The organism is Acidobacteriota bacterium, from assembly GCA_016715115.1.
Classification (GTDB): Bacteria; Acidobacteriota; Blastocatellia; order Pyrinomonadales; family Pyrinomonadaceae; genus JAFDVJ01.
In genome coordinates this window covers 628,325-642,360 of the sequence record JADKBM010000011.1, presented here as the reverse complement: position 1 = coordinate 642,360, position 14,036 = coordinate 628,325, and the positions used below count along the sequence as shown (strand labels likewise).

Sequence of the window (14,036 nt, the reverse complement as noted above, 5' to 3'; positions counted from 1 at the left end):
CTGTCGAAAAAAACGTCCAAAAACCGGGACGTTTTTTTCGGGTTAGTTTTGGGTGTCTTCGGTTGCTTCGGCAGCCGGCTCGGCAGGCACTTCAGCCGCCGCCGGAACCGCCGCAATTTCGCCCTCGCCGCGCACCGTCACGGGCACGTTGAGCACGACTTCGCGGTGCAGTTTGACGCCCACCGTGTACTCGCCGGTTTCCTTGATCGCGTCCTTCAAATTCACTTTCCGACGGTCGATCTCGTAGCCTTTGGCGGCGAGCGCTTCAGCGATATCCATCGACGTCACGGAACCGAAAAGCGTTCCGGTTTCGCCCGACTTGCGAACGAATTCAAGCGCGATGCTGCTCATCTGATCCGCCTGAAGTTCGGCCGTAGCGCGTTCCTGCGCCGCCTTTTTCAAAAGTGCCGCACGTTCGAGTTCGATCTGCTTGACGTTTCCTTTCGTTGCGAGCGTCGCGAGCCCCTGCGGCAGCAAATAGTTGCGGGCATATCCCGCCTTGACCTTAACGATCTCGCCGCGGCCGCCCAACGTATCGATATCTTCACGCAAAAGAATGTTTGTGTTTGCCATAGTATGAAATCTCCTTGCTTAGTCCGCGACGAACGGGATCAAAGCCATCGAACGCGCGCGCTTGATCGCTTTGGCGACGCGGCGCTGATCTTTAGCGGTAATTCCTGAAATACGGCGCGGCATGATCTTTCCGCGCTCTGGAATGAAGCGTCGGAGATAATCGACGTCCTTCCAATCGACGTAATCCGGGACGGTCGCGCGCGGGCGGCGGCGCTGAAAACGGCGCGGCATTTTTTCGAGATCCTGTTCAAGCCCGACTTCGAGTTCAGGTGCTTCAGTGTCGTTCAATTCTCTTTCCTTTTCCATTTCAAGACTCCTCGTTTACTGGTTTGCGTCGGTCTCAGCCGTTTCGCTTTCGCCTCCGCGGTTGCGGCGGCGATCTCGCTTCGCCTGCTTCTTGTCGGCCGCTTTTCGATCTTCATCGACGCGAACCGTGATATAGCGCATAATCAGGTCATTGACGCGCATACGGCGTTCGAGTTCGGCAATTTCCTGCCCTGAACCTTCGACTTCAAACAAGACGTAGTAGCCTTCGGTTTTCTTTTTGATCGGATAGGCGAGTTTACGACGGCCCCAGTCGTCGGTTTTGACGACGCTTCCGCCTTCCTTTTCGATCAACTTAACGATCGCGTCGTTGAGTTTGACGATCGTGTCGTCACTTGCCTCGGGCGTCGCGATATACATTACTTCATATGTTCTGTTTGCCATTTTCCTCCTTTTGGCTTTCCAGCTTTACCGCCAGGCGGCAAAGCAAGAAGGGCGTTTGGATTTGGGATTTGGGATTTGGGATTTTGGATCCTTGTCCAATCTCCGCCGTCTCAAATCCGAAATCACGATTCCGAAAATCAATTAAATTGCGCCATTGCCTTTTCGATCCCGTTCCCGATCATCGAAAAAACGGCGTCGGCGCCTCTGTCCAATATCGAATCAACCTCCGAGAGGTCGTTCTTCGAAAAATTCTCAAGCACGAAACTTCGCGCGTCGCCCAACGGGTGCACCGGCTCGATGCCGATTCGCAGGCGGGCGAATTCCTGTGTCCGGAGACAATCGATGATCGACCTCAAGCCATTCTGTCCGCCGTGACTTCCCTTCGGCCGGATGCGAATCTTGCCGAACGGGAGCGCGAGGTCATCGGAGATCACGATCAGTTTTTCAACCGCTCGATCATCCTTTTTCAAAAGGCAACTGACGGCCTCGCCGCTGAGATTCATAAACGTCTGCGGCTTGACCAGTTCGACCGTTTGATTGTCAATCTCGCCGCGACCGACCAGCGCACGGCACTCCTCGCGCCTAACCGACGTCTGAAGCCGCTGCGCGAGCCTGTCGACGAGCATGAAACCGAGGTTGTGACGGCTCTTTTCGTAGCGCGTTCCGGGATTTCCGAGACCAACGATCAGCCACTTTTTCGCCATCGACGATTCCATACGGTCGCCCGGATACACCGGAGAGACTATCAGGCCTTGCTTTCGGTTTCGGCGACTTCGGCCGCGGCATCATCCGCGGCGACGGCAATCGCTTCGGCTTCGGCTGCCGCTACGGCTCTCGCCTCGGCGGCGTCTGCCGCAACCTGCGCTTCGGCCTCGACGCGTTTGTTAAACTCGGCCACGTCACCACCGACCATTCGCCGCAGATCGGCGTGCATCAAACGACCTTTGATGCTGTCGATCTGACGATCGTGAAAGATCACGTCGCTGACGCCGACGCCGTCGATGTCGACCGCAAAGACCGTGTTGACTCCGCTTTCCGTACGCAGGACCGCCGCGAGATCGCTGAGGTTCGCCGTCAGCGCCAACGTTTCGCCGCCGCCGCCGTAGATCGAAACCGGGATCTTGCCGTCACGACGCAATCTGCGCGAATCGTTTTTGCCGCGTCCTTCCCTTTTTTCTGCTTTTACAACAATTTTGTCTGCCATAATTCCTCTCAAGTCCCGCCCCGATTCAAAAACCCGAAGCGTGGCTCCCTAAATAAACAATGACGAAACGCTCGTTTCATCGTGTATTGATTTGATCCCGGTCGCGAGAAGCCTGCCGATGCTAAGCAGCTCGATGCGGCCTTCGGCGCGGAGTTTGTCGGCATCTTCACGAAGCGGGATGGTGTTGGTCACGATCACCTTCTTGATGTGCGAAGCCGAAATGTTGTCGGCCGCATTGCCCGACAAGACAGCGTGCGAAAAACACGCGTAGATCTCATTGGCGCCGTTCTCGTGGAGCGCCTGCGCGACCTTACAGATGGTTCCGCCAGTGTCGCACATATCGTCGATGATCAGGCAATTCTTGCCGCGGACGTCTCCGACGATGTTCATAACATCGGCGACGTTCGCCTTTTCGCGGCGCTTGTCGCAAAGCGCCAGCCCGGCATTTAGCCGTTTTGCATAAGCCCGGGCGCGTTCGGCGCCGCCGGTGTCGGGCGCGACAACGATCAGATTGTCGATCGCGTTCTCCTGAAAATACTCGACGATGACCGGCGCCGCGAAAAGGTGATCGACCGGAATGTCAAAAAACCCCTGGATCTGCGACGCGTGCAGATCGACCGTCAGAATCCTTTCAGCGCCGGCGGTCGTCAACAGATTGGCGACGAGCTTCGCGGCGATCGGCACGCGCGGACGGTCTTTCTTGTCAGAGCGCGCATAACCGAAATACGGGATCACGGCAGTGACGCTGGCTGCCGAAGCCCGACGAAACGTGTCGATCATCACGAGCAGTTCCATCAGGTTTTGATCGACCGGCGGACATGTCGGCTGGATAATGAAAACATCCGTCCCGCGAACGTTCTCGCCGATCTGAAAGTTAAACTCGCCGTCCGAAAAACGATCCGTGCTCGCGCGGCCGAGATCACAACTCAGGTGACGGCAGATCTCTTCCGCCAGGACGCGGTGCGCATTACCCGAGAAAATTTTTATGCTGCCAGTGACGCTCATCTTCAAAAGAAAAACGAGCAATTGCCTTAATTGCTCGTTCCGATCAGAAAAATGGCTGGGGCGGAAGGACTCGAACCTGCGAATGCCGGAACCAAAATCCGGTGCCTTACCACTTGGCTACGCCCCAGTATCAATTTCAGAAACTAATCGGAAACAACCTCCGCACTCTGCCGAGCGCTTCGCGGAACTCGTTCCGCGAGACGGTTGCTACGGCAAACTTTCGCCAATTCTTGAATGCTTCAAGGGCTTTAAGTGTCGCTTGCCGTGTCTCTTCTTTGTCAAAAACCGCAAAAACGCTCGCTCCGCTCCCCGACATCAACGCGTCGGCCGCGCCGAGTTCCAACAACTTGTCTTTCACTCGTTTGATCTCAGGATGCGATATGAAAACGCTTGCTTCGAAATCGTTTTTCAATGCCGGACGCCGTTGGTTGAACATCAGGGCGCCTTTTCGGCAAATTTTGAGAATACGTTTTGACTCAACCTTTGTCAAGCGGGATGCATCGAGCCGCCGGAACGCTTCCGCGGTTGAAACGCCGATCTCCGGCGTCACGATAATCATATATCTTTCAATGACATCCGGCAGCGCTTCGATCTCGGTACCGCGACCGGTTCCAAGCGCCGTCCCGCCCGTAAGAAAGAACGGAACGTCCGATCCTAGCTGCGCGCCGATCGTCGCCAAGCGCTCGGAACTTATCTTCAGATCCCAAAGCCCTGCGAGTCCGAGGAGCGCCGTCGCGGCGTTCGACGAACCGCCGCCAAGTCCGCCCGGTGCCGGAATTCGCTTGCGAAGAAAGATCCGCGCGCCCTCTCGAACTCCGAATTCCGACCTCAAAAGGTGAGCGGCGCGGACCACCAGATTCGAATCGTCCGCGGGAATGTCGGCCGAATCGCATTCAAACGCGAGCGTTTCATAAGGTTCAAACGCCAGAGCATCGTTCAATGAAACCGTCTGAAAGACCGTGCAAAGGTCGTGAAACCCATTCTCACGCTTTCCGAGCACCTGGAGTTGCCAGTTGATCTTCGCAAAACTCGGGAGTTCAAATGCGTCGGCAGTCATTCCGTAAGCATAAGAAATGAAATAGGATGAGGCAACCCGGCGGTTGCTTCAAACGGTCGATCGGCTGAGGGTTCAGCGGCGCTCGAGGAAGACCTGAGTCACATAAAACGTGCCGTCGGCGGTGACCGAAATGCCGATTCCCGATTCCTTCCAGCGCGGATTGAGCAAGTTCTCGCGATGCCCGTTCGAGAGCATCCACTTCTCGACCGACAACGTCATCGGGTCGTCGTACCCCCGGCTGTACGCGATATTCTCACCGATTGCCCTCCAGCGTTTGACCCCGAGTTGATCGGCCCGTTCATCGACCATCTTGCCGTCGGCGCCCCGGTGTCCGAAGAAGTTCAAAGTCGCCATATTCTCCGAATGGAGCCGGGCGACCTTCGCCACGTCGTCGCTCCACGCCATCTCCGTCAGGCCGGCCTCGGCGCGGCGGCGGTTGATCAGCGCGAACGCTTGTTTTTCAAACGCGCGGATCTCCGATTCGCTGAATTCGAACTTGGATGAATCGCGACGGGGCGCGGCCACAACGCGCTGACGGTCGAGTCTTGAGTTCTTCGACCCGGTCGAAACGGCTTCCGACGGGTCGGCCTTCAGGTTTTGCGCGTCGATCGAAAGCGTTGCGGCGAGTACGATTGCGGATAGAAATGCTACGGAAAGGTGTGTTTTTTTCTTCATCAACCCTCACTTCGGTAGCCTGACTTGCCGGCTTGGCGGCATCAAGGCTTTGCGTCCGCGCGAGGCGCGGTTGCCCTTTTCGGTTAAGGATCGGAGTTTCTTCCTTGTCGGAACAATCTCCGCAGATAAAGAAAACCACTAATTGACCTGGGTTTCCAAGAAAAAAGCGCCCTCGGATGAGAGCGCTTTCCAGTAGTTCAAATCGTCGGCTATTTCGACTTCTTACCCAAGATCTTCTGCTTGAGTCCGGCCGTCTGTTCGGGGTCGCTCGAAAATCCAAGCGCGCGCTGCCACATTTGCCGCGCAAGATCGCTTTTGCCCTGCTTCTCATAAACGTCGCCGAGATGATCGTGCAACGTTGCCGAAGCGGGATCGAGTTTGAGCGCCTTTTTGAGATTCTCTTCCGCAAGTTCAAGTTTGCCGAGCTTGAAATATGCCCAACCGAGGCTGTCGAGGAACGCGGAGTTCTCAGGGTCAACCGCAAGGGCCTGCTGGATGAATTTCAAAGCTTCTTCGAGTTTCTGTCCGCGCTCGACCAGAAAATAACCAAGGTTGTTGAGCGCGATCGGATTCTGCGGCGATCTCTTCAGAATTCCGCGCAAGGTCGTTTCAGCCCCGACGAAATCACCCGCGACCTGTTGGCCCGTTGCCAGCGTCAGTTGCGCTATCTGGAGTCGTTCGTCATCGGTCGCGAGGGCTATCGCCTGATTGGCTGCCGCCACCGAATCTTTTCCGCGCTTCGCTTCACCGAAGAGGATCGCGATAAAAAGATGATTCGAAAAATCATCGTACATAATCGACGGCGACGCCGGATTCTGTTTGCCGAGCAGCGATTTGACGATCGCCACCCCTTCATCAACCCTGCCCAGTTCAGTCAGGACCATCGCTTCCGTGCGCAGAAATCCGTAGTCGTCGGGAAATCTGACGCGGGCGTATTTCACGGCTTGAAGAGCCTCGGCCTTCTTGCCGTTCTCGCGATAGAGCGCGATCAACTGGCGATCCGTAAACGAATCTTCGTCGCCGAGGACCTTCTGGGACTCGAGAATCGCGGTCTTGGCGTCGTTGAAACGGCCAGCCGCCTTATATGTCTGGATGATCCGTTCGAAAACGACGATCGCAAAATCGCGCTCTTCATCCGTCGCCGCCTTGTCCGTCGCGATGCCCCGCGTCGTCAGCGCTTTCCTGAACTCCGCGACCGCCTCGTCGTAGCGCTCGGCATTGCCGTATATCTCGCCAAGACCGATCTGCAGTCCGGCGGCAGCGGCTTTGTCCTGTTCGGCAAGCCGGGCGATCGTGTCGTTGAGGAATTTCGACGTCTCGGCAGCGTTTCCGGCCCGTGTCTGGATCTTTGCGAGCAACAGGATCAATTGGGTGTTTCCGGGATTCGCGTAAATTGCCGCCTGAATCGCCTGAACCGACGTTGCCGCCGTTTTCGCATCGACGTTATCGATCGCGCGGCTGAGATACTCGACGGCTTCCGGATTCTCCGGGTCGTCGGCGACTGCCTGATTGAGAACATCGACCGCTTCGGAAAAACGCTTGGCGTCGACCAGTGCCGCACCGAGGAGAATCGTCGCGGATTCAGGCGAAAGATCGGCCTGACCGCCCATCACTGACCGGTAGAACCTCGTCTCCTGAGTTTGCGCCGAACCGATCCAGCTTTTCAGTGCCGCAATTCGATTCTCCGGGTCGTCCCTGTAGAACTCGCTCAGGAATGCCCAGGCCTCTGCATTTCGCGGATCGAGCCTTGAGATTTCCTTCCAGTACGACTTCGCCTTTTCGGCGTTGGCGGCGTCAGGATTGCCGGTGTTCAGGCGACTCTTGATCGTGTAAAGCCGAGCCAGAATTCGGTTGCTGCCGAAGTTGTTCTTGTCGACCTTGACCGCGATCAGCGCGAGCGCGAGTGATTCCTCGACATCGTTCGGCGGTGCCGAGAGGGACAGTTCCGCGAGCGCGGTGTATCCCTCCGCGAGCGACGGGTCGAGTTCGACCGCCTTCTGGAAGGCCTGTTTCGCCATCCGGACGATCTCGAGAGCGTTTGCCGAACGCGTTCGACTCAAACTCCAGACGTATCGCTGCCCTTCGAGCAGCTTCGCGAACGCCTGTTCGCGATTTTCCCGCGAAACTTCAATATTCGGTCCGATCGTTTCGAGATTCTTCGCCAAAATCGACGACAATTTGGGAACTGGCCGGGGTGTCGCCGCGGGTGTCGGTCTGGCAATTCCGGTTCCCTGCGAGTATCCCATCGGCACCAAGACGGCGAGAACGATGAACGACAAGACTGTCTTATTTATCGACATACTGCTTAAGTTTCCTGTAGATTTGCGACAACGGTCTTCCAGACTCGCTTGCGGGGAAAGGTTATGAAGAACACGATCAGCGCGATCGCGGCGGCCCGGAACATATCGAAACTGCTGCCGGTAAACATCGCGATCACAAATCCGATGACGGCGATCGCTTCGGCGAACATCCCGAGCATCAAACTGTTTGTCTGAAGCTTTTTCAAAACTCCCGGAATCCCGCCGAGCAATGCCGCGTCCTTGAGTCGTTCCCAACCGAAAAACAGTCGCCTGAGGAGGATGCTCCCGATCGCGATGAACAAAACCGCGACCCAAAGGGCGGTCACGGACTCGTTCGTTTCGACGATCTCCGTCCGCGAAACCACAAACCACGCGATAACGGCGAGAACGATCGTCATTGCGATCTGTGCCAATCCGATGAAGGCCGCGATCCGAAATCGCTTTTCGAGTTCGATCTGATTCTCAGGCGAGATCCCGTTCATCGATTGACTTACTTCTGTTTCGGTGTTTCCGCCGGCTTCTTGTCTTCCGATTTCGCCTGTGTTTCACACGGTACGACGACCGCAGTGAGCGTCTTCGGAACTTCACTCGAAGCGATCTGACCGAGATTCTCGATCACCCGGTCGATCACTTCGAACTTGCACTTGTCGAAGTCGCGGGTCATCAGCACTCCGTCCTTGTCGATCGTCAAGGGGTAAACTCCGAAAAGCTGATTTCGGAAATTTGCAAAAAAGGAGACCTTTTCGGGCGGCAGAACGTCTTTTCTGTTCGGGTTGGCTTCGGGAATCGTCGCGCCGATCAGGTTGAGCTGCTCCTTTGCCTTGTCAACAAATTCACTGTTCGGAAAGTCGCTGACCAGCCGCTGAAAATACCTTGCCGCCTGATCTGTTTCTTCCTCGACGAGATAGGTGACCGCGATCTTGAACAGCGCCTCATCCATAAAACTGAAACTCGGATACTTGTCCAGGATTTCGCGATATCGCGACTGCGCGCCCTTCAGTCCGCCTTTCTTCTGGTCGACCGACATCTTGTAATAGTAGTTGGCGATATACAGGTTATGCAGACCTAAATTGTCCTGAACCTCGGCGAGACGCAGCTCGACAAGCGGCCTGAGCGGTGAATTCGGATAATTCTGAATGAACGCCTTAAGTTTCTGTTCTGCGCGGCGCGCGTTCGGAATCTCGCGGTCGGGCAATCCGATGCGGCGCATCTCGGATTCGGCGATCTTCAGCAGAACGCGGTCGGCGAGCGGATGGGTCGGGAAGAACGTCAGCCAATCCTGGTAGCCGGCCGCCGCCTGGACCAACGCGCTCGTCGTTCCTTCAAGATAGAACGAGTCGGCGACGGCAAGCTTCGACATTGCCAGATATGGCGAGTCCGGATAGGTCGTGATGATCGTCTGGAAAAGCAGCCGGCCGACCTCGAAATTGCTTTTGCGGATCTCGCGCGTCGCGACGATGAACAACTCGCGATCGCGACCCGGCTGGACCGAACCGATCAGTTCTTCGTATTCGTCACGTTCCTTCCCGATCGGAATCAGCCACAGCAGTTTCTTGGTCTTTCGCTTTACCTCGCGCGTCTGACCGACCGTCGATTGCGTCGTCGAGCGCAACGCCGCGGTCTCAACAAGTGCGGCGTCAGATCTGGCTTGCAGTTCTTTGACACGTTCTTCGAGCTGGTCGACGTCGCTGATCTCATACTTTTCAGCGCGGTCGATCTTTCCCTTAAGGCTGTTGGCTTCGGACTGGACCGACGCGGCTTCTTTTTCGAGCCCGACCAGGCGTCCGAAGGGCGTATCGAGTTTCGCTTTGTCGTCCTTTTTCGTCTTGTCGTCCTTGCTGCCGTCCTTCAATGCATTGGCCGCGCTGCTCAGCGAACGCCGCATCGTTTCGAGCTTCTGACGCATCAGGTCGAGTCGCTGCGTCGGCGTCAGATTGTCCTGCGCGAACGCCGACATCGACAGACAAAAAAGCAATCCGATCAAAATCACTTTGCTAACTTTTGAAACCATAAGAATTAAGAAGACGTGACAACGCACGTCGATATCAAATCCAATCCGTACCGATCCCGATCAACTCCCGCGCCGAAGCGGTCGGATCGCCGGCACCGAAAACGGCCGAGCCGGCGACAATTATTTCAGCTCCCGCATCGACTATCCTCCGGATATTACCGGTATCAACGCCGCCGTCTATCTCGATCCGGACGTCCAGATCGCGCTCCAATATCATCGCCTTCAGCCGGCGAAGCTTGTCGATCGACGTTTCGATGAATTTCTGCCCGCCAAATCCCGGGTTGACCGACATCAGAAGGACGAAGTCCGCGTAGGGCAGCGCTTCTTCGATCGAAACCAACGGCGTTGCGGGATTGATTGCTATTCCCGATTTGCCGCCGGCCTCGCGAATCGCCACCAACGTCCGTTGCAAATGGACATCCGCTTCAACGTGCACCGAAACCATATTCGCGCCGGCCTTGACGAACTCGACCGCGTAACGATTCGGTTCGACGATCATCAAGTGACAATCGATCGTCATCTTTGTGATCCGCCGGATGGACTTCACGACGGGAAGTCCGATCGTGATGTTCGGAACGAATCGGCCGTCCATTACATCGACGTGCAAAACGGTCGCGCCGCCGGCCTCGATCGCCGATATTTCTTCCGCCAGGCGGGCAAAATCCGCCGAAAGCAGCGATGGCGCGAGTTCGAAAGCCGATTCCAGCGATTTCGTGGCGATCATCGATTTAACTACCTACCTTTGTTGCGCTAAAAAAACCAACGGTTGCCCAATTAGTTGTTGGGACTCCTCCGATCACGCGTGTCACCGCCGCCGGGATTCTTCGGGGTGGTCGGTTTCGGGGAAGCTGAAGGGCTTCCCTGTTTGTTCCCGGCCGGATTCGGCTCGCTCTTGTCCTTGTTCGAGTTATTCTGATTGCCGCCCCCGCCGCCATCGGTTGAGGAGTTTGAAGAGGTATTCGAGCCCTTGATGACGTCGCGAGTCGACGAACCCTTCTTCTTGCCCGTATTGCTGTTCGAATTCGAATCGCGCTTCTTCGGCTTGTCCGATATCAGTTCCTCGATCGTTTCCGAATCATCCTGAGTCTGATTGCCCTTTTGGATCGTCGCCGGTTTTTCCTCGCCCTCGGCGTTCGGCTTGCTGGTCACGACGAGGATCAGCTGGCCGGTCTTGACGGTGTCGCCGGGACGCGGGATCTGCTCGAGAACCGTGTTCGGCGCCTCCTGGGAATAACGGTCTGCGCGCTTCTTGATCTTCAGGCCGAGACTTTCAAGCTCGCGTTCGCTGTCGGCGAAATTCTTGCCGACGATCTCCGGCACCCGGACCTCAGACCCCTGAAGCGACATATAGACGACGCCCGACAGGCCGGCGACAAAAGCCACGCCGAGCACGATCACAGTGATCAGTTTTCCTATCGCCGAAGCGCCTTTTTTGATTAAACCCACCGCGTTTTACTCCCAAAATCAAAACGAAAGTCTAACATTTTTTGATCGGACAGACGAATCCGAATCAGACCAAACACCGCCGCCAATCACTTCTTTCTGAACATCGCAACGAAAAAACCGTCGATCCTGTCTCGAACCGGAAAGGTGCGCGCATAGCCCTCGGCGGTAATGAACTCTTCGGGAACGTCCGGGGCGACACGCTCGAAATCGGTGTTGCGCATCTCAAATTCTCCGCAAACCGCCTCGTTCTCTTCCCTCTCCATCGAACAGGTCGAATAGACCAGTCGACCGTCGCTCTTGACTACTTTGGATGCGGATTCCATTATCGCGAGTTGTTTGGCCGCGAGCGCGGAGATTTCCGCCGCGTTGATGAGATAACGGATCTCCGGGTTGTGCCTGATCGTTCCGGTGCCCGAGCAAGGCGCGTCAACCAGCACGACGTCAAATGCGCCGTCCGCAAAGGGCAGCGCAGCGGCGGCGTCGAAGCGAACGATGTCAACGAACCCCGCGCCCTGATTGCGACAGTTCTCGGCGAGCGTCGCGATTCGCTTTGCGCTGAGATCGCCGGCCGCGATTTGGTTCCGTTTTCCTTTCGAGTTTAGCGCGACAAGAGTCGTCTTACCGCCGGGCGCTGCGCAGACATCGAGAAACCGTTCGCCATCGTTCAATTGAACGGCGCCGGCGACGAACTGCGAACCGCGTTCCTGAAAGTAGATCTTGCCGTTCGCCGCCAACTCGCGCAGATACTCTGAACGGTTGGGAACATCGGGCCGCTCCAACGATGTTCGAACGGCGTCCGTCGATTTCAAGGTCCAACGGAACTCGACATCCGGCGTTTCGTTATTGAATCGGGCAAACTGCCCGGCAACGCCTTCGCCGAATTCTCCGATCCAACGCTCGAGCAGCCAGCGCGGATGAGACGTTTCGACACTCAACCGATCGAGTTCGTCAGCGTACGCCAACTCCGGCGGTTCTTTCCGGAACTTCCTCAGAATCGCGTTGACAAAACCCTTGGCCGACGTCTTCTTGGCTTTCACCGCCAGATTCACGGCGTCATTGACCGCGGCATGGTCGGGAACGCGGTCGAGAAATGAAAGCTGATAGAGCGCGAGCCGCAAGATCAACCTGACCTCGATATCGATCTTTCTCGCACCTGTCAACGCATCGATCTGGCGGTCGAGCATAATCTGCTTGCGCAGAACCCCGAGCACAAGTTCGTGACAAAGCCCTCGGTCTTCCGGCCCGAGGGTCTCCTCGTAGATCGGCAATAGCGCCGACGAATGTGCCGTGCCGAGTTCGATCTGCAATAGAATTTCAAAAGCGGCGGACCTTGCCGGAGCGATCTTCATTTTGATTTCATCGCCGCGGAATGGTCCTCGGCTTTTCCTTTTCTTAGTTTCTCGTCGACCGAAATCCGCTCGTCGAACACGAAACACTCGCCGTTCCAAAGGCTTTCCGCGGCCGGGATCTCCTCAAGATACCTGAGTATTCCTCCTTCCAGTTGAAAAACGTTCTCGAAACCGAGCCCTTTAAGATACGGCGCGAATTTCTCGCACCTGATTCCGCCCGTGCAGAACATTGCGACCAGCTTTTGTTTTTGAGGATCGAGATTCGATTCGACGAACGCCGGAAGATCGCTGAATCTCCCGGTCGCCGGGTTCACCGCGCCGGCGAATGAACCGACCTGAAATTCGTAATCATTCCGCGTATCAAGCAAGTACACGTCGTCGCGGCGAATCAGTTCGTTCCAGTCGCGCGGACTGATATGTGTTCCGTTTCCGAGCGCGAAGTCGACCTCTTTCCTCAGCGTCACGATCTCGGGCTTGATCTTCACCAATCGGCGGCGGAATGGATTATCGGAAAAGAACGAACTCTTGTAAATGATCGAGGTTCCGAAGACCTCGCCGACACGCTCGACAAATTGCGGAATCTGATCGGCGGGCCCCGAAACCGTCGCATTGAAGCCTTCTTCGGCGATGATGATCGTTCCGAGGATCGAATGACCGCGCATCGCCTCCATCAATCGAACTTTGATCTCGGGCAGTCCCGAGAGCCGGCGAAACTCGTAAAAAGCAATGATCTGAACGTCCGTCATCCGAGCTTTTCCCCCGCGGCGAGCCGAATGCCGTTCAGAAAGTCCCGCACGTCCATCCGTTTCTTGCCCTCGATCTGAAGTTCGCCGATCTTGAGCTGCGACCCGCCGCCGCATTGGACAACCAGATCGCCGGCTTTCGCGAGCACTATCGTCCCTGGGTCAGAACCGTCGGTTTCGGCGACAGCTTCCGCCGACCAGATCGTCAGTTTCTTTCCTGCAAGCCCAGTAAAACTGGACGGAAAGGGCTGAAAACCGCGAATTCGATCGGCGATCTCGACCGCCGGACGTTGCCAGTCGATCCGGCCGTCGTCCTTCGTCATAATCGGAGCCAGCGTCGCCTGAGCGGCATCCTGCGGACGCGGCTGGATGTCCCCGAACCGGCGCAGCGTTTCCGAAAGCAGATCGGCGCCGTCGATCGCCAAACGGTTCATCAGGCTAACGGAATTCTCACGCGCGCCGATCTCTGTCTCGCGTTGAAGCAGGATATCGCCGGTGTCGAGCCCCTCGTCCATCAGCATCGTCGTCACGCCGGTGACCGTCTCGCCGTTGACGATCGCCCAATTCACCGGCGCCGCGCCGCGATACTTCGGCAGGAGCGAAAAATGAACATTGACCGCGCCCAGCGGAAAGGCGCCGAGGTACGCCGCCGGCAGGATGCGCCCGTACGCGACGACGACCGCGATGTCCGCGTCGAGCGCGCAAAAGGCCGCAACGGCTTCCGGCGTGCGGATCTTCGTCGGTTGACGCACGTCGAGTCCGTGAGCGATCGCGACATCCTTGACAGGCGGCGCGGTGAGCCGGTTGCCGCGTCCCGACGGCCGGTCGGGCTGAGTATAAACCGCGACCAGCTCGTGTCCGTCAGCGATCAGGCGCTCGAGACACGGCACCGCCGCGTGCGGCGTTCCCATAAAAACGATCTTCATTATTTTCTTCGCAAAAAGACCAAACCGTCAGAGAATGCG

The 14,036-nt window shown here is 56.7% G+C and carries 16 protein-coding genes, 1 tRNA gene and 1 riboswitch; all 17 genes read right to left on the bottom strand.

The annotated features are described in order from the left end of the window. Window positions 1–42: 42 nt before the first annotated feature. Entirely contained in the window at window positions 43–573 is a 531-nt protein-coding gene (locus IPN69_11415; GenBank protein ID MBK8811323.1) for a 50S ribosomal protein L9, read from the bottom strand. Window positions 574–591: 18 nt separating this feature from the next. Then, window positions 592–804, bottom strand: a complete 213-nt coding sequence (locus IPN69_11410) for a 30S ribosomal protein S18 (protein ID MBK8811322.1) — start codon at window positions 802–804, stop codon at window positions 592–594. Between the two features lie 90 nt (window positions 805–894). Continuing rightward, window positions 895–1,281, bottom strand: a complete 387-nt coding sequence (gene rpsF / locus IPN69_11405; GenBank protein ID MBK8811321.1) for a 30S ribosomal protein S6 — start codon at window positions 1,279–1,281, stop codon at window positions 895–897. Window positions 1,282–1,418: 137 nt separating this feature from the next. Then, entirely contained in the window at window positions 1,419–1,985 is a 567-nt protein-coding gene (locus IPN69_11400) for an aminoacyl-tRNA hydrolase (GenBank protein MBK8811320.1), read from the bottom strand. Window positions 1,986–2,026: 41 nt separating this feature from the next. Next, entirely contained in the window at window positions 2,027–2,485 is a 459-nt protein-coding gene (locus tag IPN69_11395; protein MBK8811319.1) for a hypothetical protein, read from the bottom strand. 48 nt (window positions 2,486–2,533) lie between these two features. Then, window positions 2,534–3,490 carry a ribose-phosphate pyrophosphokinase gene (locus IPN69_11390; protein ID MBK8811318.1) on the bottom strand — a complete coding sequence of 319 codons (957 nt, stop codon included), beginning with the start codon at window positions 3,488–3,490 and terminating at the stop codon, window positions 2,534–2,536. A 52-nt stretch (window positions 3,491–3,542) separates the two neighbouring features. Further along, window positions 3,543–3,617, bottom strand: a tRNA-Gln gene (locus IPN69_11385). 9 nt (window positions 3,618–3,626) lie between these two features. Next, entirely contained in the window at window positions 3,627–4,547 is a 921-nt protein-coding gene (gene ispE / locus IPN69_11380; protein ID MBK8811317.1) for a 4-(cytidine 5'-diphospho)-2-C-methyl-D-erythritol kinase, read from the bottom strand. 72 nt (window positions 4,548–4,619) lie between these two features. Further along, window positions 4,620–5,222: a CAP domain-containing protein gene (locus tag IPN69_11375; protein ID MBK8811316.1), complete on the bottom strand. Its 603-nt coding sequence runs from the start codon at window positions 5,220–5,222 to the stop codon at window positions 4,620–4,622. A gap of 10 nt (window positions 5,223–5,232) precedes the next feature. Next, window positions 5,233–5,307, bottom strand: a riboswitch (cyclic di-GMP riboswitch). Between the two features lie 124 nt (window positions 5,308–5,431). After that, the gene (locus tag IPN69_11370; GenBank protein ID MBK8811315.1) at window positions 5,432–7,522 is read right to left on the bottom strand and encodes a tetratricopeptide repeat protein; all 2,091 of its coding nucleotides are present in this window, start codon (window positions 7,520–7,522) and stop codon (window positions 5,432–5,434) included. Between the two features lie 5 nt (window positions 7,523–7,527). Then, window positions 7,528–8,004 carry a hypothetical protein gene (locus tag IPN69_11365; protein MBK8811314.1) on the bottom strand — a complete coding sequence of 159 codons (477 nt, stop codon included), beginning with the start codon at window positions 8,002–8,004 and terminating at the stop codon, window positions 7,528–7,530. A gap of 8 nt (window positions 8,005–8,012) precedes the next feature. Then, window positions 8,013–9,533 (bottom strand): outer membrane protein assembly factor BamD, encoded by a 1,521-nt coding sequence (bamD, locus tag IPN69_11360; protein MBK8811313.1) that lies wholly within the window; start codon window positions 9,531–9,533, stop codon window positions 8,013–8,015. Window positions 9,534–9,567: 34 nt separating this feature from the next. Then, a complete protein-coding gene (locus IPN69_11355) occupies window positions 9,568–10,257 on the bottom strand; it encodes a ribulose-phosphate 3-epimerase (protein MBK8811312.1) in 690 nt (229 codons plus the stop codon). Between the two features lie 50 nt (window positions 10,258–10,307). Continuing rightward, on the bottom strand, window positions 10,308–10,979 hold the full coding sequence (locus IPN69_11350) for a PASTA domain-containing protein (GenBank protein MBK8811311.1): 672 nt from the start codon (window positions 10,977–10,979) through the stop codon (window positions 10,308–10,310). 86 nt (window positions 10,980–11,065) lie between these two features. Continuing rightward, entirely contained in the window at window positions 11,066–12,328 is a 1,263-nt protein-coding gene (gene rsmB, locus IPN69_11345) for a 16S rRNA (cytosine(967)-C(5))-methyltransferase RsmB (protein ID MBK8811310.1), read from the bottom strand. After that, on the bottom strand, window positions 12,325–13,074 hold the full coding sequence (locus tag IPN69_11340) for a hypothetical protein (protein MBK8811309.1): 750 nt from the start codon (window positions 13,072–13,074) through the stop codon (window positions 12,325–12,327). The genes rsmB and IPN69_11340 overlap by 4 nt, the downstream gene beginning before the upstream one ends. Then, complete coding sequence (locus IPN69_11335) at window positions 13,071–13,997, bottom strand: methionyl-tRNA formyltransferase (protein MBK8811308.1); 927 nt, start codon at window positions 13,995–13,997, stop codon at window positions 13,071–13,073. Before IPN69_11335 ends, IPN69_11340 begins: the two co-directional genes overlap by 4 nt. Window positions 13,998–14,036: the final 39 nt, after the last annotated feature.